General features: G+C 74.0%; 4 protein-coding genes and 1 pseudogene. All 5 read right to left on the bottom strand.

The window, feature by feature from the left end; genetic code table 11:
* Window positions 1-11: 11 nt before the first annotated feature.
* Window positions 12-6,971: a type I polyketide synthase gene (locus A949_RS32880; protein WP_158687562.1), complete on the bottom strand. Its 6,960-nt coding sequence runs from the start codon at window positions 6,969-6,971 to the stop codon at window positions 12-14.
* Window positions 6,972-7,123: 152 nt separating this feature from the next.
* Window positions 7,124-8,350, bottom strand: a pseudogene (locus A949_RS38950) (polyketide synthase); the annotation flags it as partial.
* 668 nt (window positions 8,351-9,018) lie between these two features.
* Entirely contained in the window at window positions 9,019-10,140 is a 1,122-nt protein-coding gene (locus tag A949_RS0108565) for a DUF6421 family protein (RefSeq protein WP_019355592.1), read from the bottom strand.
* A gap of 168 nt (window positions 10,141-10,308) precedes the next feature.
* The gene (locus A949_RS0108560; protein WP_019355591.1) at window positions 10,309-11,799 is read right to left on the bottom strand and encodes a tryptophan 7-halogenase; all 1,491 of its coding nucleotides are present in this window, start codon (window positions 11,797-11,799) and stop codon (window positions 10,309-10,311) included.
* A gap of 108 nt (window positions 11,800-11,907) precedes the next feature.
* Window positions 11,908-21,261, bottom strand: coding sequence for a non-ribosomal peptide synthetase (locus tag A949_RS0108555; RefSeq protein WP_019355590.1), 9,354 nt, complete (start codon window positions 21,259-21,261; stop codon window positions 11,908-11,910).
* Between the last annotated feature and the right edge of the window lie 4 nt (window positions 21,262-21,265).

Raw genomic sequence — 21,265 nt, 5'->3', positions numbered from 1 at the left:
CGTCGCTCATGTCAGGGCCTTCCCAGCTCATCGTCGATCAGGGCAAAGAGCTCGTCCGCGCTCGCGGCGGCGACCTCGTGGTCGTGGACGGGCGCCGCCGTCTCCTGCGCGGAGCCGACCGCGGCCAGCAGCTCCCACAGGCGGGTGGTGACGGCCGATCGGAGCGCGTCGTCGGCGACGGCGGTCACGCTCTCCTCCAGCCGGTCGAGTGCGGTCAGCAGCGGCTCCTCCGCCACCGGCCCGGGCACGGGCGGCTCGGCGGCCACCGGCCCGGCTGCGGGCCGGGACTCCGGGGGCGCGAGCCGCTCCAGCAGGTGCCGCGTCAGCGCGGACGGGCTCGGATGGTCGAAGGTGACCGTCGCGGTCAACGTGAGCCCGGTGAGCCTGCCGAGCCGGTTGCGCAGCTCCAGCGCGGTCAGCGAGTCGAACCCGAGGTCCGTGAAACCCCGCTCGGCGGACGCCTCTCCCGCCCCGGAGCGGCCCAGCACCGACGCCACCTCCGCCTGCACCAACCGCCGCACCGTCACCTCCCGGTCGTGCTCGGGCAGCGCGAGGAGCCGGTCGCGCAGCGACTGCCCCTCCTCCGGCCGGCCGGGGCCGCGCGAGGGCGCGGCCCCGGCCAGCGCGCGCAGCATCGCGGGCGGATCGCCGCCGCGCAGCGCGGACAGCTCGAACCGGGCGGGCACCAGGTGCGCCCGGTCCGCGTCGACGCCGAGGTCGAGCAGGGCCAGCCCGTCGTCCGCGGGCAGCGGGCGCAGTCCCAGCCGCGCCATCCGCTCCCGGTCGGCGCCGGCCAGCCCGGCGGTCAGGCCGGTGGCCTGCTCCCACAGGCCCCAGCCGAGCGACACCGCGGGCAGGCCCCGAGCCCGCCGGTGGTGGGCGAGCGCGTCGAGGAACGCGTTCCCGGCCGCGTAGTTCGCCTGCCCGGGCAGGCCGACGGTGGCCGAGACGGAGGAGAACAGCACGAACGCCGACAGGTCCGCGCCGGCCGTCGCCTCGTGCAGCCGCCAGGCAGCGTCCACCTTCGCCGCCAGCACCGCGCGGAGCCGCCGCGGAGTCAGCGACAGCAGCGCGGCGTCCTGGAGAGTGCCCGCCGCGTGCACCACGGCCCGCAGCGGCGCCGCCGCGGGTACCGAGGCGAGGACCTCGTCCAGTGCGGCCCGGTCGGCCACGTCGCAGGCGGCCACCGAGACCTCAGCGCCCGCCGCGGTCAGCTCCGCGACGAGGTCCTCGGCGCCCTCGGCGGCCGGGCCGCTGCGGCTGACCAGCAGCAGGTGGCGCACGCCGTGCCGGGCCACCAGGTGCCGGGCCGTGGCGGCACCCAGTCCACCGGTACCGCCGGTGATCAGCACGGTGCCGCCGGACGGGAACGGCTCCCGCTCCGGATCGGGCGGGGGCACCGACCCGCGGCCGAGCCGGGGTACCAGGACCCGACCGGAGTCCAGCGCGACCTGGGGTTCGTCCGACGCCAGCGCGCGGTCCAGCTCCTCGGCGGTCGGCTCGCCGTCCCCGCAGGAGTCCACCAGCACGATCCTGCCGGGGTGTTCGGTCTGCGCCGGCCGCAGCAGGCCCCACACCGCGGCGGCGGCGAGGTCGAGCACGGTGTCCGGTTCCACGGCCGCCGCATGCCGGGTGACGACCAGCAGCCGGTCGTCGCCGCCGGCCTTCTCCAGCCAGGTGCGGACGTCGTCCAGCACGGACTCGGCGACCCGGTGGACGGCGCCGGGCACATCGGGCGCGTCCCCGGCGCCGGGGGGAACCGCCAGCACGGTGGTGCGGGCGTCCCGTGCCGGTAGCGGCCCCGCGGGGACGGCCGCCTCGCGCCAGTCCACCTGGAAGAGCCCGGGGTCGACCCGCCGGGCGTCCAGCGGCCGCAGGGTGAGGGAGTCGACCGAGAGCACCTCGGCGCCGCTGCCGTCGGCCGCGGTCAGCGCAGCGCGGTCCGCGGCGTGCGGGCTGATGCGGACCCGCAGCCGGGCACCGCCCGGCCGGACGAGCCGCACCCCGGTCCAGGAGAACGGCACCATGGGGGCGGTCCCGGCACCCGCCTCCAGCACCAGCGGATGCAGCGCGGTGTCCAGCAGCGCCGGATGCACCCCGAAGGGACCCGCCTCGTCGGCCAGTTCGAGATCGACGAGGAGATCGGCGCCGTCCCGCCACGCCTGCCGCGCGTTCCGGAACCACGGCCCGTACTCCAGGCCGCGCGCGGCGAGTTCGTCGTACCAGCCCGTACGGTCCAGCGGCACGGCGCTCTCGGGCGGCCACCGGGTGAGGTCGAGGGCGGCACCGTCCGTACCGCCGGGACCGGTCGTGCGCACCGTTCCGGTGGCGTGCAGCTGCCAGTCCTCGCCGTCCGCGGCGGCCCGGCTGCGGAGGTGCACGGCACGCCGTCCGGCGTCGTCGGGCGCGGCCGCGGTGAGCTGCACCTCGACCTCGCCGCGCTCCGGCACCACCAGCGGTGCGTGCAGCGTCAGTTCGTCGACGGTGTCACCGACGCGCAGGGCCATCTCCAGCAGCGCGGTTCCCGGCACCACGATCCGGCCGAGCACGCGGTGATCGCCGAGCCACGGCCGGGTGCGCAGCGACAGCCGCTCCGTGCGGACGGTGCCGGAACCGTCCGCGAGGTCCACGACGGTGTCCAGCAGCGGCCGGTCCACGGCGGCGTCCAGCCAGTGGCGGCGGTGCTGGAAGGCATAGGTCGGCAGCTCGGCGGGCGGTGCGCCGCACCCGTCGAACAGCGGGCTCCAGTCCACCGCGGTGCCGCGGGCCCACACCTGCCCCACCGAGGTCAGGAACCGCTCCAGACCGCCTTCGTCACGCCGCAGCGAGCCCGAGACCATCGCCTCCGCCGCCTCGCCCACCCGGCCCTCCAGGGTCTCCTGGACGCTCGTGGTGAGCACCGGATGGGGACTGACCTCGACGAAGGTTCCGTAGCCCTGCTCGGCCAGCGCCTCCACGGCGGACCGGAAGTGCACCGGCTGCCGCAGGTTGCGGTACCAGTAGGCGGCGTCCGTCCGGCGCTCGCCCAGCCAGTCGCGCTCGACGGTGGAGAAGAGGGGCACCCGGGCGTGGCGGGGCCGCACCTCGGCGAGGACCCGCGTCAGTTCGTCCTCGATCCGCTCCACCTGGGAGGTGTGGGAGGCGTAGTCCACCGGGATCCGGCGGGCCCGGATCCCGTCCGCCGCGCAGGCGGCGCCCAGTTCCTCCAGCGCCTCCGGGTCACCGGCGACCACGGTGGCGGCCGGGCCGTTGAGTGCGGCCACTTCGAGCCGGCCGTCCCACGCCTCGACCCGGTCCGCCGCCTCCGTGGCGGACAGCCCCAGCGCCATCATGCCGCCGAACCCGGCCAGCCCCCCGGCCACCGCCTGGGAGCGCAGCGCGACCACCCGCGCCGCGTCCCGCAGCGAGAGGGCACCGGCCACACACGCCGCGGCGATCTCTCCCTGCGAATGGCCCACCACGGCGGCCGGTTCCACTCCGTAGGAGCGCCACAGCGCGGCCAGCGAGACCATCACCGCCCAGGACACCGGCTGCACCACGTCCACCCGCTCCAGCGTCGGCGCCTCCGGCGCCTGCCGCAGCACGTCCTCCGGTGCCCAGTCGGTGAACTCGGCGAGCGCCGCGGCGCAGGCGCGGAACCGCTCGGCGAAGACCGGCGCCTCGTCCAGCAGCCGCACGGCCATGCCGACCCACTGGGAGCCCTGGCCGGGGAAGACGAACACCACCGGACGGTCGCTCCCGGCCGCCGCTCCGCGCACGGTGCCCGGGGCCTCCGCGTCCCGCGCCACCGCGTCCAGCCCGGCCAGCAGCGCCTCCCGGCCGGTGGCCACGACGACGGCGCGGTGCCGCCACGCGGTACGGGATACGGCGGCCGCCCGCCCGACGTCCGCCGTGCTCAGGTCCGCGTCGGCGGCCACCCGGCGGCGCAGCCGGTCCGCCTGGTCCCGCAGCGCCGCCTCGGACGCACCGGAGACCACCACCGGCACGGGGGAGGACGGCCCGGCGGCCGGCTCCCCGGTGGGTGCGTGCCCGGTGTCCGGGGACGGTTGCTCGACGACGACATGGGCGTTGGTGCCGCTGATGCCGAACGAGGAGATCCCGGCCCGGCGGGGCCGCCCGTCGGCCGTGGGCCAGGGGCGCCGGCCGGTCAGCAGTTCCACCGAACCGGCCGACCAGTCGATGTGCGGGGACGGCTCCTGGACGTGCAGCGTGCGCGGCAGCACCCCGTGCCGCATCGCCAGCACCATCTTGATCACACCGGTCACCCCGGCGGCGGCCTGGGTGTGCCCGAGGTTGGACTTCACCGAGCCGAGCCACAGCGGTTCGGTGCGCTGCTGCCCGTAGGTCGCCAGCAGCGCCTGCGCCTCGATGGGGTCGCCCAGCACCGTTCCGGTGCCGTGCGCCTCGACCGCGTCCACCTCCGCGGCGGTCAGCCCGCCGCTCGCCAGCGCGGCGCGGATGACCGACTGCTGGGAGGGTCCGTTGGGGGCGGTCAGCCCGTTGGAGGCGCCGTCCTGGTTGACCGCCGAGCCGCGCACCACCGCCAGCACCCGGTGCCCGTTGGCCCGCGCGTCCGCGAGCCGCTCCAGCACCAGCACCCCCACACCCTCCGACCACCCCGTACCGTCCGCAGCCGCCGAGAACGCCTTGCACCGGCCATCCGGCGCCAGACCGCCCTGCCGGGAGAACTCCGTGAACATCCCCGGGGTGGACATCACCGCCACACCACCGGCCAGCGCCAGCGAACACTCACCCGCACGCAACGACCCCGCCGCCAGATGCAACGCCACCAACGACGACGAACACGCCGTGTCCACCGACACCGCAGGACCCTCCAGACCGAGCGTGTACGCCACCCGACCGGACGCCACACTCGCCGCTCCGCCGGTCAGCGCGTAGCCGCCGAAGCTGTCGGAGGTCTCGTGCAGCCGGGGCACGTAGTCCTGGTCCGAGATGCCCGCGAAGACGGCCGTCCGACTGCCGCGCAGCGAGACGGGGTCGATCCCCGCCCGCTCCAGCGCCTCCCAGGACACCTCCAGCAGGTGCCGCTGCTGCGGGTCCATGGCCCGCGCCTCCCGCGGGCTGATCCGGAAGACGTCGGCGTCGAAGTCCGTGGCACCGGACAGGAAGCCGCCGCTTCGGACGTGCCCCGTCTCCGCCGGGTCCGGGCTCCAGCCGCGGTCCTCCGGGAACGCGGAGACCGCGTCGGTGCCCGCGGCCAGGAGCTGCCACAGCTCCTCGGGCGAGGAGACGCCGCCCGGCAGCCGGCAGCCCATGCCGACGATCGCCACGGCGTCGCCCGCGACGCCGGGCCGCTCCGCGCCCTCCGCACCGTCCGCGGCGTCCCCCGCCAGCTCCCGGTGCAGGTGCCGCACGAGAGCGGCCGGGGTGGGATGGTCGTAGAGCAGCGTCGTGGGCAGCCGCAGTCCGGTGGCGCGGCTCAGCCGCTTGCTGAGTTCCACCGCCGTGACCGAGTCGGAGCCCAGCTCCTGGAACGGGCGGTCGGGGCGGACGGCGTCGGGGTCGGCGTGTCCGAGGACGGCCGCCGCCTGGGAGCGGACCAGGTCCCGCAGCTCCCGGTCGCTCGGAGCCGACGGGCCGGTGTCGGTGTCGGCGTCGGTGTCGGCAACCGGCTCGGGCTCGGGCTCCGGGCGGGGCTCCGGCGCCGGGGGCGGCGCGGGGGCGACGGCGGCGGACCCGGTGCTGATCCAGTGGGGTTGCCGCTGGAAGGCGTAGCCGGGCAGCGGCACGGTCCGGGCACCGGTGCCCTCGAACACCGGCCGCCAGTCCAGGGCGACCCCGTTGACGTGGAGTTCCGCCATGGACAGCAGCAGCCGCCGCAGACCGCCCTCGCCGCGCCGCAGGGTGCCCTGCACCACGGCGCCCGGCACGCCGCCGACCGTGTCCTGGACCGGCACGGTCAGCACCGGATGCGGGCTGGCCTCCACGAACACCCTGTGGCCGGCCGCGGACAGCGAGCGGACGGCCTCCTCCAGCCGCACCCGCTCCCGCAGGTTCCGGTACCAGTACTCGGCGTCCAGCGCGTCCGCGGACAGCCGGCCACCGGTGACCGTGGAGTGGAAGGCGACCTCGGTGTCCCGGGCCGTGAGGTGTCCGGCCGCCCGCAGCACCTGCTCGCGGACCGCCTCCACCTGCGGTGAGTGCGAGGCGTAGTCGATGGGGACCATCCGCGCGCGCACGCCCCGTGCCACGCAGTCGGCCACCGTCCGGCGCACGGCCTCGACGGTGCCCGACACCACGGTCGCGTTCGGACCGTTGACCGCGCCGATCGCGACCTCGCCCGAGTCGATCTCCTCTGGCGGCAGCGCGAGTTGGGCCATCGCACCGTGCCCGGACAGCTCGGCGGCGATGATCCGGCTGCGCTCGACCATCAGCCGCAGCGCGTCGCCGAGCGGCACCATCCCGGCCGCGCACGCGGCGGTGATCTCCCCCTGGGAGTGACCCAGCACGGCGGACGGCGACAGCCCCACGGCGCGCCACACCTCGGCCAGCGACATCTGCACCGCGAACAGGGCGGGTTGCATGACGTCCATGCGCCGCAGCGCCGTCTCGTCGTCCAGCACCTCGCGCAGCGACCAGTCGACCTCGTCGGCGAGCAACCGGGCGCACTCGTCCATCCGGGCGGCGAACACCGCCGAGGACTCCCACAACTCACGTGCCATACCGGCCCACTGCGGCCCCTGGCCCGGGAACATCCACACCACGCCCGGGGCGGCACCGGCCACGCCGTCCACCACGTTCGACGCGGGTTCGCCCGCCGCCAACGCGGTCAGTCCGGACAGCAGTTCCGCGCGGTCCGCCGCGACGACGACCCCGCGGTGCTCCAGCACCGAGCGGGTGGTGACGGTCGCGTACCCCACATCGGCGGGACGCAGCCCGGCGTCGGACGCCACCCGCTCCAGCAGCCGTCCGGCCTGGGCCCGCAGCGCCCCCTCCGTCCTGCCGGACACGAGCACCGGCACCGGGAGGGGACCGCCGGCACCGGAGCCGCCGCCGGGCGCGGTGTCCGGCGCGTCCGGGCCGGGGGCGCCTCCCCGTGCTCGGCGGGCTCCTCTGCCGGGGAGTCCGCCGGGGCCTCGGCCACCACCACATGGCAGTTGGTGCCGCCCAGGCCGAAGGAGCTGACCCCGGCGAGCCGGGGTCCGTCCGGCCACGGGCCGGTGGCGGTGTTGACCCGGATTCCCAGCCGGTCCAGCGGGATGGCGGGCGGGGGCCCGGAGTGGTTCAGGCTCGCGGGGAGCTTCCGGTGGCCGAGGGACAGCGCGACCTTGATCAGGCCCACCACACCGGCGGCCCCGTCCAGATGCCCGATGTTGGTCTTCACCGACCCGACCGCCAGGGGCGGAGCGTCCCGCGCCGCCCGCCCGTCCGGCCGGTTCCGGCCGAACACCGCGCCGAGCGCCGCCGCCTCGACGGGGTCGCCCGCCTTCGTCCCGGTGCCGTGCAGCTCGACATACCGCACCTCGCCCGGGTCCACCCCGGCCCGGTCGCAGGCGTCGCGCAGCAGTGCGCGCTGCGCATCGCCGTCGGGGACGGTGAGACCCGCGCCGCCGCCGTCGTTGTTCACCGCGCCGCCGAGCAGTACGCAGTGCACCCGGTCGCCGTCGGCCACCGCGTCCGCCAGCCGCTTCAGCACGACGACACCGCCGCCCTCACCGCGGACGGTGCCGTTCGCCCGGGCGTCGAAGGCGTAGCAGCGGCCGTCCGGCGAGAGCGCGCCGGCGCGGGCGAAGGCGAGCGTGCTCGCGGGCGTGAGGTTGAGATGGACGCCGCCGGCCAGCGCCAGCCCGGTAGCGCCCGACAGCAGGCTCTCGCACGCCAGGTGCACGGCGACCAGCGACGAGGACTGCGCCGCGTCCACCGTGAGGCTCGGTCCGCGCAGGCCCAGCTGGTAGGAGATCCGGTTGGCGATCACCCCCCGGCTGAGTCCCGCCAGCGAGTGGTGGGAGACCGCGCCCTCGCCGCTGCCGTGCACGAGCGCGGCGTAGTCGTCGCCGGTGGCGCCCAGGAACACCGCCGCGGAGCCGCCGCGCAGCGTCTCCGGCACCACCCGGGCATGCTCCAGCGCGACCCAGCTCAGCTCCAGGGCCAGCCGCTGCCGCGGGTCCATCGCCGCGGCCTCGCGGGGCGAGATACCGAAGAATCCCGGGTCGAAGTCGGCGATCCGATCCAGGAATCCGCCCCGCCGCAACCCGGCCGGTGCATCGCCGTCCGGGAGGTCGCCGAGATCCCAGCGCCCTTCCGGCAGGTCGCCGATCGCCTCGACGCCGTCGTGCAGCAGCTCCCAGAAGGCGTCGAGGTCGTCGGCGCCCGGGACGCGGCAGGACATTCCGACGACGGCGACCGCGGGACTGTGCTGCGGGCCGGACACGGTGTGGCCGGCCCGGTGGTTCCGACCCGGGTGCTCCTGTCGCACGTGACTCCTCACACGGACCTGACCGTCCGCGCCCGGTCGGCTCCGGCGGCGGACCGGACCGGCCCCCGCGGCGGGACCGCCCCGCCGGCTTCCGGGCACGCGAGCGCGGAGTGGATTCGAATGCAACAATTCAATGCGGGCACACGGAAATCAGCAGCCGCCGCTCCTCGGAATGGCGGCTGATTTCCGCTCCGAGGAATCCCGCAGAACCCTCGGGCGCAAGAGAAGAAGGCGGCCCGGTGCCGCCGGAATTCAGAATGGGGGAGCGTCGCCGCTGCACCCGTGAAGACCACTGACGTTCATTTGACCCCCGTCGAACGGGCCGCGGACTGCACGGCCACAGGCCCTCCGGGAGGGACCTCGGTCGCACCCGTCAACTCCCCCGGTGAGCACCAGTAATGCTATCGGACGCCGCCTGCGGAAGGCAATGAACCCAGGGTCGCGATCCTCGCGGGCGGCCGGTCGGAGGCGCCCCTCTCCCCGACCGTTCCGGTCCCGGCGCGGCAATCCCGGCGCCGGCCTCCCGGGCGGCCGCGAATCCGCCGCGGTACGGCCGGATCGCCGCCGCCCGGGCTTCGGCCTCAGACACCCAGGCGCTCCTTGACCTCGGCGAAGAACGGAATGTGCCGATAGTCCTTCGCTTCCGGGTCGTAGTCCGTGTACTGATTGGTGAATTCCAGCAGCTTCTTCTGCACGTCCTCGACCGGGGTGCTGTGGATCTCCCCCTCGATGCGCTCGATCTCGCCGAGGAACTGCGCCAGTACGGCGGGCAGTCCGGAGTGCAGCCGGATCGCTCCGCCGCGCAGCTCGATCCCGCCGTTCTCGGACAGGTAGTTGAAGAGCAACTGCGAGGCCACGGCGTCGTAGTTGGGGCGCGGAATGCCTTCCACCGCGTAGCGCAGCAACCGCTCGGAGAGAATGTACTCGTAGGCCAACCGGGCCTCCCGACGCGGGAGTTCGGGATCGTTCAGGCACACCAGCATCGCCGAGACGTCGACACGCAGCTCCTCCAGCCCGGCGAGCGGCTTCTTCTTCTTGAACGGCAGGAAATCGGGGATCGGCATGTCCCCGTGCCGGTGGTGGTATTCGTGCAGCCGGACCCACCACGAGGAAGCCTGTTCGACCGTGGTGTCGTCGACGCCCTGCAGGAAGGGGAAGCTGCCCGGCGCCATGACCTCGTCGATCATCTTGCGGGTGATGCGGTTGTGCCGCTCGACGAATTTGTCGATGAAATAGAAGATCAGGTCGTCCCCCTGCTGGACGCCGTCGATGTGATTCTCCGGGAAGAGCGCCACGACAACACGCGACGAGAATCCCTTCGAACGAGCCGTGATGTTCACCGGCATGGTGTTGCTGGCGTACCGGGTCGCCAGATGCGGATTCGTCGGGAGTGTCTCGTAGGTCAGATACTCCAGCGAGAGGGACGGAAAATAGGAGGCGTCGAAGAGCGAGAAGATGTGATGGTCGCGCTCTTCGCTGATGTGCGCCTTCACGGATTCCAGGCGCGGCTTGGACGAGAAGTTCCGCAGATCCTCGACCAGCGCCCGGGCGGCCGGTTGCCGACCGAGGTGCGGGGCTTCGGATATGCGCTGCGCGAGCCGGTCCAGGAATTCCTGGTCGCGGAAGGACTCGCGGGACCCTTTGATCTCCTCGCGCAGTCGGTCGACCTCGGCGATGAACTCGGGTGCCGTGCTGTTCGACATGGTGCACCTTCTTTCGGGCTCGTACTGCTTCACCGGGGCCGCACCCACCGGGCCCGACGGCGGGGTGCGCCCCCTGCCGTCGTGCTCCGCGGTGCCGCGCCCGAGCGTGCTGTGGTCGAAGCCGCCGCCGGCCCCGGTGGCGGTGGGGCCGGCAGCGGGTGCCGCGCTTCAGTCCGCCGCGGCGCGGACCCAGGTCATGCCGTCGGCCGAGGGGATCAGCCCGCCGTCGAACAGCGGCGTCTCCTCCTCGGCGTCCTCACCCAGCGCCGCGTGCATCTGCACCTTGGAGCTCTCGGTCATGGCCTCGCGGACGACGGACGACCCCAGCAGCGGCGCCCAGTTGTCGTTGCCGCCGTCGGCGATGGTCTCGACGGCGGAGGCGAACTCCCGGTTCTGCGTGTGCAGGCGCTGCTCGATCCCGTCGGCGCCGGTGAGCGCCGACTCGCCCGAGGAGACACCGCCCACCAGGTCCACGAAGGACTCCATCTCGGAGCGGCTGTTCCGGGTGACCTTCTTGGCCTCCCAGAAGTAGGAGCCCTCCGCCTGGTGCATGTCGTAGAACGACATCAGGAACTCGTAGAAGACGCCGTACTCGCGGCGGTAGCGGGCCTCGAACTCGTTCATGGCCGCCTCCTCCCCGACCGTTCCGGCCAGCGTGCTGTTGATCGACCTGGCGGCCAGCAGCGCGCTGTAGGTGGCCAGGTGCACACCGGAGGAGAAGACCGGGTCGACGAAGCAGGCGGCGTCGCCGACCAGCACCATGCCCGGCCGCCAGAAGGAGGTGTGGTGGTACGAGTAGTCCTTGCGGACCCGCACCTCGCCGTACTGCCCCTCGGTGACCCGGCGGGCCGGGGCGAGGCAGTCCGAGATCATCGGGCACTCGTCGATCAGCGCCTGGAGTGCCTTCTCCGGGTCGCCCTGCACCTTCTCCGCCAGGTCCCGCCGCACGACGGCCCCGACGCTGGTGAGCGTGTCGCTCAGCGGGATGTACCAGAACCAGCCGCTGTCGAATGCCACGCACAGGATGTTGTTGCGGTCGGGCTCCGGCAGCCGCTTGCCGTTCTCGAAGTAGCCGAACAGCGCCAGGTTGCGGAAGAACTCCGAGTACTCCCGGTGTCCGCCGATCCGCTGGTTGAGCCGGCTCTTGCTGCCGGAGGAGTCCACCACGAACCGGGCGGCGGCCTCCCGCTGCGCTCCGCCGTCGTCGGTCCAGCGCACCCCGGTGACCCGCTCGCCCTCCTCCAGCACCTCGGTGACCGCACAGCCCTCGCGGACCTCGGCACCGCACCGGCGGGCGTTGTCGAGCAGGATCTTGTCGAACCTGGAGCGCTCCACCTGGAACGCCGTCGAGGTCGGGCCCGCCATCCGCGGCGAGACCGAGAAGGAGAACGTCCACGGCTCGGGGTTGGCGCCCCAGCGGAACGTGCCGCCGCGCTTGACCGGGAAGCCCGCCCGGAGCAGCTCGTCCGTGGCACCGGACAGCCGGCAGATGCCGTGGATGGTGGACGGCAGCAGGGACTCCCCGATCTGGTACCGGGGGAAGAACTCCTTCTCCAGCAGCAGCACCGAGTGCCCCTGCTTGGCCACCAGCGCGGCCAGGGTCGAACCGCCGGGGCCGCCGCCCACGACGACGACGTCATATGTCTCGGTGCTGCTCACGCTGCTCTCTCTCCCGTTCGTTCGCCGCCGCTTCCGACGAGCTGTGCAGAATGTGCCGAACTCTTCTCCGGGCGCCTCCGGCGCCGCTCCCGCGCGCCGGTCGCGGGCTCAGCCCGCCGCCTCCCCGTCCCCCGCACCGGCCGCCGGGGCCAGCCCCGCCAGGTCCGCCTCCGGGCTGCGGACGATCCGCTCCAGCAGGCCCGCGTAGTCCGCCGCCAGCCGCTCGGCGGTGCCCCCGGCGAACAGGTCGGTGCTGTACTCCAGATGTCCTTCCAGCCCGGATTCGGTCTCCCGCAGCGACAGGCTCAGGTCGAACCTGGCCGTCCCCGCACCGACCGCCACGAGTTCGGCCCCCAGACCGGGCACGCCGTCCTCCTCCCCGGCGGGCTCCGCACCGGCCGCGCCCTCCGCACCGGCCGGTGCGAGCGCGGGCACCAGGTTGAACATCACCTGGAACAGCGGCGAACAGGACGGGTCGGGCCGGGGCACCAGGGTGCGGACGAGATCGGCGAACGGCAGGTCCTTGTGGTCCTGCGCCGCCGCGACCACCTCCCGGGTGTGCGCCAGCAGCTCCCCGAACGACTGCCGGGGCGCGACATCCAGCCGCATCACGAGCGCGTTCACGAAGTAGCCGACGACCGCCTCCAGCTCGGCCGCGGGCCGGTTGCTGGCCGGTGCGCCGATCGCCAGCTCGCGGTCGTCGGTACGGCTGCCGAGCAGCACCGCGTAGGCCGCGAGCAGGGTCATGTGGAGCGAGGCCCCGTGGTCGGCGCCGAGCTTCCGCAGCCGCTCCACCAGGTCGCCCGGAACCGCGAACGGCACGGTGCCGCCCAGGTGGGTCTTCACCGGCGGGCGGGGGTAGTCGGTGCGCAGCGACAGGCAGGCGGGCAGCCCGGCGAGCTGCTCGCGCCAGTGGTCGCGCTGCCGGTCGAGCTCCGCGGCGTCCACCGTGCCGCTCTGCTGCCGGGCGAAGTCGGCGTACTGCAACGGCAGCGGCGCGAACCGGGGTTCCCGGCCCTGGCTCAACTCCCGGTAGCCGGCGCTCAGCTCCCGCATCAGGATGCCGGTCGACCAGCCGTCGAAGATGCCCCAGGGCCGGGTGAGGACCAGTACGTGCTCGTCCGCGGCGAGGGCCAGCAGATGCGCCCGGAAGGGGTGCGCGTCCTCCGGCGCGAAGGGACGGGCCCGCTCGGCGCGCAGCCACGCGTCCAGCGCGGCACCACCGGGGTCCGCCGGAATGTCCACCTCGGCCACCGTGAAACCGTCGGCGCCGTGCACCCGCTGCGTCACGACGCCGTCCCGGCGCTCATAGCCGGTCCGCAGGATCGCATGGCGCTCGACCAGGGCGCGCACGGCCCCGGTGCACGCGGCCCGGTCCAACGCGCCCCGCAGCCGCAGTGCGAGCTGGACGTTGTCGTGCGCGATCCCCAGATGCCCGGGGGTGCGCAGGAACCACAGGTCCTGCTGCGCGGTGGACAGCGGCGCCTCCCCGCCCTCGGCCACCGGCCCGGCCGCCGCCGGCTGTGCGGGCTCGGGCCCGGCGGAGGACGGCCCGGCCGGTTCCTCCTCCAGGGCCGCGGCCATCTCCGCCATGCTGGCGGCGGTGAGGATGAGCTGGAGCGGCAGATCGACGCCCGTCTCCTTCTTCACCCGCAGGTTGAGGCGGGTGGCCAGCAGCGAGTGGCCGCCCAGGTTGAAGAAGTTGTCCTGGAGGCCGACCCGGTCCAGGTCCAGGACGGCGCCCACGATCCGGCACAGGGTGCGCTGCGCCTCGGTGCGGGGCGCGACGTACACCTCCTTGGCGACGTCCTCCTCGTCCGGCGCGGGCAGCGCGCGCTTGTCGACCTTGCCCTGCGAGGTGACCGGCAGCTCCTCCAGTACGACGAAGGCGCCGGGCACCAGATGGTCGGGCAGCCGCTCGGCGAGGTGGTCCCGCAGCTCCCGCACCAGCGCCGAGCCCAGCCGGTCCACCTGCGGCGCGTTCGCCATCCGGGTGGCCCGGTAGGGGGAGCGGGCCCGCGCCCGGGGCGCCTCGCCCCGGGCCAGGACCAGGTCCAGGCCCTCCGGCCGGTCCTGCGACCAGGTGGCCGCGACCTCGTACCCGAGGTCCTCGGCGTGCGCCAGCACCGCCTCCAGGTCCCGGACCGCCTCCCGGGCCGGCGCGGAGAGCCGCTCCCCGCCGGGCAGCGGCTCCACCTGGCGGGAGGGCGCCCACCGGGCCAGCGCCGCGCAGACGCGCACGTCCTCCGCCACCCGCTCGTTGGTCAGCCCGGTGACGCCGAACCGCTCCGGCGCCCCCGCGTCCAGCAGGGCGCGCAGTCCGGCCGGGGTGTCGGCCTCCAGCCAGGGGTGGTCGGGCTCCGGGAGGGCGGCGCCCTTGGTCAGCACCACGTCGTAGCGGTAGGCGAGCATCTCGTTGTCGCCCACGCCCCGCTTGACGGCGATGTCGACGGCGCCCACGGCCGGGAACCGCTCCGGCAGCCGGGCGAAGTAGGTCGGGCTGACCAGGAGTTCGGTCTCCTGGCGGCGGCGGCGCTGGATCTGCGCGTTCAGCGCGCCCGCCGTGCCGGCCGCGCCGGAGCGGCTGCGTTCGATGGCCGAGACGTGTGCGGAGAACAGATCGAGGTTGCGGATGTCGCCCAGCAGGATGCGGCCGCCCTCCGCGAGCAGGGGGAGGATCCGCCCGACGACCTCGTCCAGGTACTGGCGGCTGGGGAAGTACTGGGCGACGGAGTTGAGCACGACGACGTCGAACCCGCCGGGTTCCGCATCGGCGTCCGGACCGCCCACTGACAGCGCGTCGCCCTGCCGCAGGGTGACATGCGACCAGCCGCGCCGCGCCGCACCGCGCCGCACGTCCGCCAGCGCGGAGGCGGAGATGTCGATGCCGTGCACCTCCCGGCAGCTCTCCGCGTAGCGGAAGAGCAGCAGCCCGGTACCGCAGCCGATCTCCAGCAGCCGTTCGGGCCGCAGCCGCCGGATCGCGGCGACCGTGCCGTCGATCCACTCCCGCATCTCCGACTCGGGGACGGGCTCGCCCGTGTAACTGCTCTCCCAGCCGGCGAGGTTCAGATCGTCGGGGACGGTCTCCTCCCCGCTGCGTGCGTACTGGTCCTCGAAGAGCCGCTCCCACTGGCCGAGGTTCTCGTCGGTCTGCTCCCGCGCGGCCGCCTCCAGCCACTCCTCGGCGGGCCGCACATAGGCGCTGAGGCTGTGCGCCTCGCCGGAGGTCTGCGGCACCACCACGGCGCTGTGCACCGCGGGGTGCGCCTGCAGCACCGTCTCTGTCTCGCCGGGTTCCACCCGGAAGCCGCGGATCTTGACCTGGTCGTCCACCCGGCCGCGGAACTCCAGGGTGCCGTCGGACCGCCTGCGCACCAGGTCGCCGGTGCGGTAGAGCCGGCCGTCCGGCGCGTCGCCGAACGGGTCGCGCACGAACCGCTCGGCTGTCGCCTCCGGCGCGTCGAGATAGCCGCGGGCCACTCCGGCGCCGCCCAGGCACAGTTCGCCGATCACTCCGTCCGGGACCAGCCGGAGCTGCTCGTCGGTGACGTAGGCGGTGGTGTGCGGGACGGGCCGGCCGATGGGCACCCGGGCGTCCTCGGCGATGTCGCGGGGGATCTCGTAGTAGGTGGAGGCGATGCTGTTCTCGGTGGGGCCGTACCCGTCGATCACGGTCAGTCCGGGGTGTGCCGCGTACAGCCGGCGCACGTCCCGCGCCGAGAAGGTGTCCCCCACCACCGCCAGGTGGCGCAGCGGGAGCATGCGTCCGGCCGCGGCCTGCACGAACGCCGGCAGGAACGCGGCCGACAGCAGCATCGTGCCGACCCCGGTGCGTTCGACGCAGTCCAGTACCTGCCCGGGGTCCTTGGAGTCCCCGTCGTGCAGCACCAGCCGGCCGCCGCAGAGCAGCGGGGTCAGCACCTCCTGGGAGCCGGCGTCGAACGAGATCGAGGAGTGGTGCAGCACCACCGTGTCGGTGTCGGCGGCGAAGTAGTCCGGGTTGCGCACGAGCCGGACCACACCGCGCTGCTCCACCAGCACGCCCTTGGGGCGGCCGGTGGAGCCGGAGGTGAAGATCGCGTAGGCCAGGTGGTCCGGCGTCAGCCCGAGTCCGGCGCGCGAGGGGTCGTGCTCGGACCGGTCCGCGAGCACCTGGGTGCGGTCGGCGGCCCGCTCCCCGGTGTCGAGGTGCACCACCTCGTCGACGTCCTCGAACAGCACGTCCGGCAGCCGGGAGAGCCCGAGCACCGTCTGCACGCCGGAGGTCTCCAGCAGGGCGCGGATGCGCTGCCCGGGGTGGTCCGGGTCGACGGGGACGTAGGCTCCGCCCGCCTTGAGGATGCCCAGCAGGCCGGTCACCAGCTCGACCGAGCGGTCGGCGCACAGTCCGACCAGGACGTCGGGCCCGACGCCGCGGTCGCGCAGGTGGTGCGCGACCCGGTTCGCGCGGGCGTTGAGCTGTGCGTAGGTCAGCTCCCGGTCGCCATGGCGGACGGCGACCGCGTCGGGGTGCCGGGCCGCCTGCTCCTCGAACAGTTCGGCGAGGCAGGCGTCCCGCGGGTACTCCGGCGTCGCGCCGCGGGCCGCGGTCAGCAGCCGCTGCCGCTCGGCCGGGGGCAGCACCGGGAGGTCCAGCGCCCGGGTGCCGTTGCCGTCGTCGGCGGCGAGCGCCGCGACGATGCCGTCGAGTGCGGTCTCCACATACGTCAGGAGGGTCTCGGGCTCGACGGCGTCCTCGACCTGCACGGTCAGGGACAGTTCGTCGCCGACGTCGTCGAGCGACATGCCCATGGGGTAGTTGGTGCGGTCCATCACGTTCAGCCAGCCGATGCCCTGCTCCTCCAGGGACGGGCCCGGTATCTCGTCGCGCGCGGGCTCGAAGTGCCGGAAGTTGATCGCGGCGCTGAACAGCGGGGTGTCGCTGTCCAGTCCGCTGCACCGCTGGGCCAGACTCAGCGAGGACTGCTCCCGCACGATCAGCTCGCGCAGCCCCGACGCCACCTCGTCCACCAGTTCGCGGACGCTGCGTCCGGCCAGCCGCACCCGCAGCGGCAGCGTGTTGATGAAGTTGCCCAGCATCCGCTCCACGCCGGGCACGCCCTGCAGCCGTCCGGACATCACGGTGCCGAACACCACGTCGTCGCGTCCGCTGCTGGCGGCCACGACCCGGGCGCAGGCCGCGTGGAAGAGCCAGGCCGGGCTCAGTCCCAGCCGCCCCGCCTCGGCCCGCAGCCGCGCGGTGAGGTCGGCGGACAGCGAGCGGCGCGGCTTGCGGGTGCGCCTGCCGTCCCCGTGCACGTCGCTCAGCCCGAACGGCACGGTCGGCTCGGTGACGTCACCGAGAGTGGCGCGGAAGTGGTCCTCGGCGTCCCCCGTCCGCAACTGGTGCAGCGTGTGGGCGACGAAGTCGCGGTAGGGCGGCGCGGGGGCGAGCAGGTCGGCGCGGCCCGCCATGAGGGCCGCCAGCTCGTCGAAGATCAGCCGCAGCGAGGTGGCGTCCTCGATGAGGTGGTGAAAGGTCACCAGCAGGAACCGGCGCTGCGAACCGGGTTCCGGTGCGACGCGGACCCGCATCATCGGCGCCTGGTGCGGGGGCAGTGGCGGCGGGGTGTGCAGCAACGCCTCGACCTGCCGCTCGGCGGCCTCGCGCGCCGCGGTGGCGGCCCCGGGGCCGTCGGCGGCGTCCTCCGCGCCCCCGGTGTGCTTCACGTCTCCCGCGTCTCCCGCCTCCTCCGTCAGGCTGATGCGGTCGACGGGGAGTTCGGCGGAGCGCAGCACCACCTGCACCGGCTCCGGCAGTCCCTCGGTGAACACCGCCGTACGCATCACGTCGTGCCGGTCGACCACCGTCTGGAGGGCGTCGGTGAACGCGGTGCACGCGGCTTCGTCCCGCGCGGTGAACGCCGCGGACATCACGTACGGGTCGTTCTCCGGGTCCATCAGATGGTGGAAGAGGATGCCCTCCTGCGAGGGCACCAGCGGATAGACGTCCGCGATGTTGGCAGCGCCGCCGGGCACGCGGCCGGCGAGGGAGTCGAGGTGCTCCTGGCCCAGCGCGACCAGCGGCAGCAGCTCGGGCGTGAGCCGCTCGCACCCTTCGGGGACGGCGTTCGGCGGGACGGTCCAGCCCTCGCCGGAGGCGTCGGCCGCCGCTTCCCCGGTGTGTGCGTCGATGCGCTCCGCCAGTGCCGCCAGGGTGGGCGCGCTGAAGGTGTCGCGCACGGTGAGCCGGAGTCCGGCCTCGTTCAGCCGCGCCACCAGCACGGTGATCAGCAGCGAGTGCCCGCCCAGGGTGAAGAAGTTGTCGTTGGCGCTGATCCGCTCCGCCTCGAAGCCGAGCAGCTCCGCCCACACGGTCGCCAGCGTCCGTTCGGTGACGGTGGCCGGGGCGACGTGGGTCTCCTCCCGCTGTGCGTAGGCGTCGATGCCGGGGGCGGGGAGCGCGGCGCGGTCCAGCTTGCCGTTGGTGGTCAGCGGCAGGCTCGGCACGCACACGTAGGCGCCGGGGAGCATGTAGTCGGGCAGGGTCCGCCGGGCGAGCTGGTCCAGTTCGGTGCGCAGGTCCGCTTCCGGCCGGTCGTCCGCGGGCACCAGATAGGCCACGAGCTGCCGGTTGCCCGGCTGGTCCTCGCGGGCCACGACCGCGCAGGAGCCCACCCCGGGGTGTTCGTCCAGCCGGGCGGAGACCTCGCCCGGCTCGATGCGGTGGCCGCGGATCTTGACCTGGTCGTCGTTGCGGCCGTAGTACTCCAGCGAACCGTCCGCCAGCAGCCGCCCCAGGTCGCCGGTGCGGTACATGCGGGCGCCCGGGCCGGGCCGGAACGGGTCGTCCAGGAAGCGCTCCGCGGTCAGCTCGGGCCGGTTCAGATAGCCGCGCGCCACACCGGCGCCGCCCACGTACATCTCGCCGACCGCGCCGGTCGGCACGGGGTTCCCGTGCGTGTCCAGGACGTACACGGCCAGGTCCGGCAGCGGGCCGCCGATCGGGCTGACCCCGCGCCCGGTGTCGGCCTCGGTCACCACCCGGTGGGTGACGTGCACCGTCGTCTCGGTGATCCCGTACATGTTGACCAGTTCGGTCGCGGCGTTGACCGGCCGCGCGAACCAGGGCCGCAGCGCCGCGGTGTCCAGGGCCTCGCCGCCGAAGACCACCGTCCGCAGCCGGTGCGGGGCGCCGTCCTCGCCCTGCGCCGCGATCAGCTGGCCGAAGGCGCTGGGCGTCTGGTTCAGGACGGTGACGTTCTCCGCGCACAGCAGGGCGTAGAACTCCCGCGGACTGCGTGCCACCTCGTGCGGGACGACCACCAGGCTGCCGCCGTGCAGCAGGGCGCCCCACATCTCCCACACCGTGAAGTCGAAGGCGAAGGAGTGGAAGAGCGTCCACACGTCCTCGGGCCCGAAGCCGAACCGCTCCGCGGTCGCCGTGAACAGCCGGGTGACGTTCCGGTGCTCGACGAGCACGCCCTTGGGCCGCCCGGTCGACCCGGAGGTGTGGATGACGTAGGCCAGGTTCGCCGGGAGGGCCCCGGCCACCGGCTGCAGGTCGTCGTCCGGCAGCCACTCCCAGCGGTCGCGTACGTCCACCACGGCGGCCCGGCCGGCGTCCAGGCCCGCCGGGACGCCGCCGTCCACCAGCACCACCCGGGGTGCGCTGTCCGCCAGCACATGGCCGAGCCGTTCGGGCGGCGCCGACGGGTCCAGCGGCACATAGGCGCCGCCGGCCTTCAGCACCGCCAGCGCGCACACCACCAGCCACTCGCTCCGCGGCAGACACAGCGCCACCAGCGTCTCGCGCCCCACGCCCCGCGTACGCAGGAACCGGGCGATCCGGTTCGCGCGCGCGTTCAGCTCGCCGTAGCTCAGCGTCCGGTCCGCACACCGCACCGCCACCGCATCCGGCGCCTGCCGCACGACGTCCTCGAACCGCTCGTGCAGGCACTGGTCCGCCCACGGCACCACGCCGCCCGGCGCCGCCTCCGCTTCCGCCCCACCGCCGCGTTCGGTGCCGTCCAGCAGCTCCAGCCGCGAGATGCGGGTCTGCGGCGCCTCGGCGAGGGACTCCAGCAGCGTGGTGAAGTGGCGCACGAAACGCCGCACGGTCTCCCGGTCGAACAGCGCGGTGCTGTACTCGACCGCGCCCGTCAGCCCGTCCGGGGTCTCCCGCAGATCCAGGGTCAGATCGAACTTGCTGATGCTGAAGTCCACATCGACGGACGTCACCTCCAGACCGCCCAGGGTGAGCTTCGGCTCCGCCTGCTCCTCCTGGAGCACCAGCACCGTCTGGAACACCGGCGAGCGGCTCAGGCTGCGGTCCGCCTGCAATGCGTCCACCACGGCCTCGAACGGCACGTCCTGGTGGTCGTAGCCCTCCAGCGCCGTCTGCCGCACCCGGGCCAGCAGCTCCGCGAAGGCGGGATCGCCGGAGAGGTCGTTGCGCATCACGAGGGTGTTGGCGAACTGGCCGATCAGGCCCTCCACCTCGGCCCGGTTGCGGTTGGCCACCACGGTGCCCACCGCGATGTCGGTCTGCTGCGTATAGCGGTGCAGCAGCACCGAGTAGGCGGCCAGCAGGGTCATGTACAGGGTCGCGTCGTGCTGCTCGCCGATCCTGCGCAGCTTTTCGAGCAGCTCGGGTGAGGTACGGAAGAACTCCCGGGTGCCCTCGTGGTCGCGCACGGCGGGACGGGGGCGGTCCGCCGGCAGCGTCAGCCCCGGATCGACGCCGTCCAGCTGCTTCTTCCAGTACTCGATCTGCCGCGTCTGCACCTCCCCGGCGAGCCACTCCCGCTGCCAGTGCGCGAAGTCGGCGTACTGCACGGGCAGCGGCTCCAGCGCCGCCTCCCGCCCCTGCCGGACCGCCTCGTACAGCTCGGTCACCTCGCGGAAGAAGACCCCGACCGACCAGCCGTCCGAGACGATGTGGTGCATCGTCACCATCAGGACGTGCTCGGTCTCGCTCTGCCGCAGCAGCAGTGCCCGGATCAGCGAGTCGCGTGCCAGATCGAAGGGCGTGAGCATCTCCTGCTGGCAGGTGCGGGCCACCTCCGCCTCGCCGACCAGCTCCTGCTCCCGCAAGGTGAATCCGGACCCGTCGTCGATGCACTGGTGCGGCACACCGCCCCGGTCCTCGAACCGGGTGCGCAGCGCCTCGTGGCGGCGCACCAGCTCCGTCAGCGCCCGGCGCAGCGCGGCACGGTCGAGCCGGCCGTGCAGCCGCATCGCCATCGGGACGTTGTAGTGCGCGCTGCTGTCCTCCAGCTGGGCCAGGAACCACAGCCGCTGCTGTGCGAAGGACAGCGGCAGCGGTGCCTCCCCGTTCCGCGGGAGGCGGGGGATGATGTCCAGCGTTGACAGGTCGACACCCTGTTGGCGCAGCAGCGCGATCACGGCACGCTGCCGCTTGAAGGGCATGGACTGGATCCTGCGGATCAGCTCCTGCCCGCTCTCCTCTTGCGGCATGCTC

Origin of the sequence: Streptomyces sp. AA1529 (genome assembly GCF_000280905.1) — a bacterium.
Classification (GTDB): Bacteria; Actinomycetota; Actinomycetes; order Streptomycetales; family Streptomycetaceae; genus Streptomyces.
This window is presented reverse-complemented; position numbering and strand designations above follow the sequence as displayed.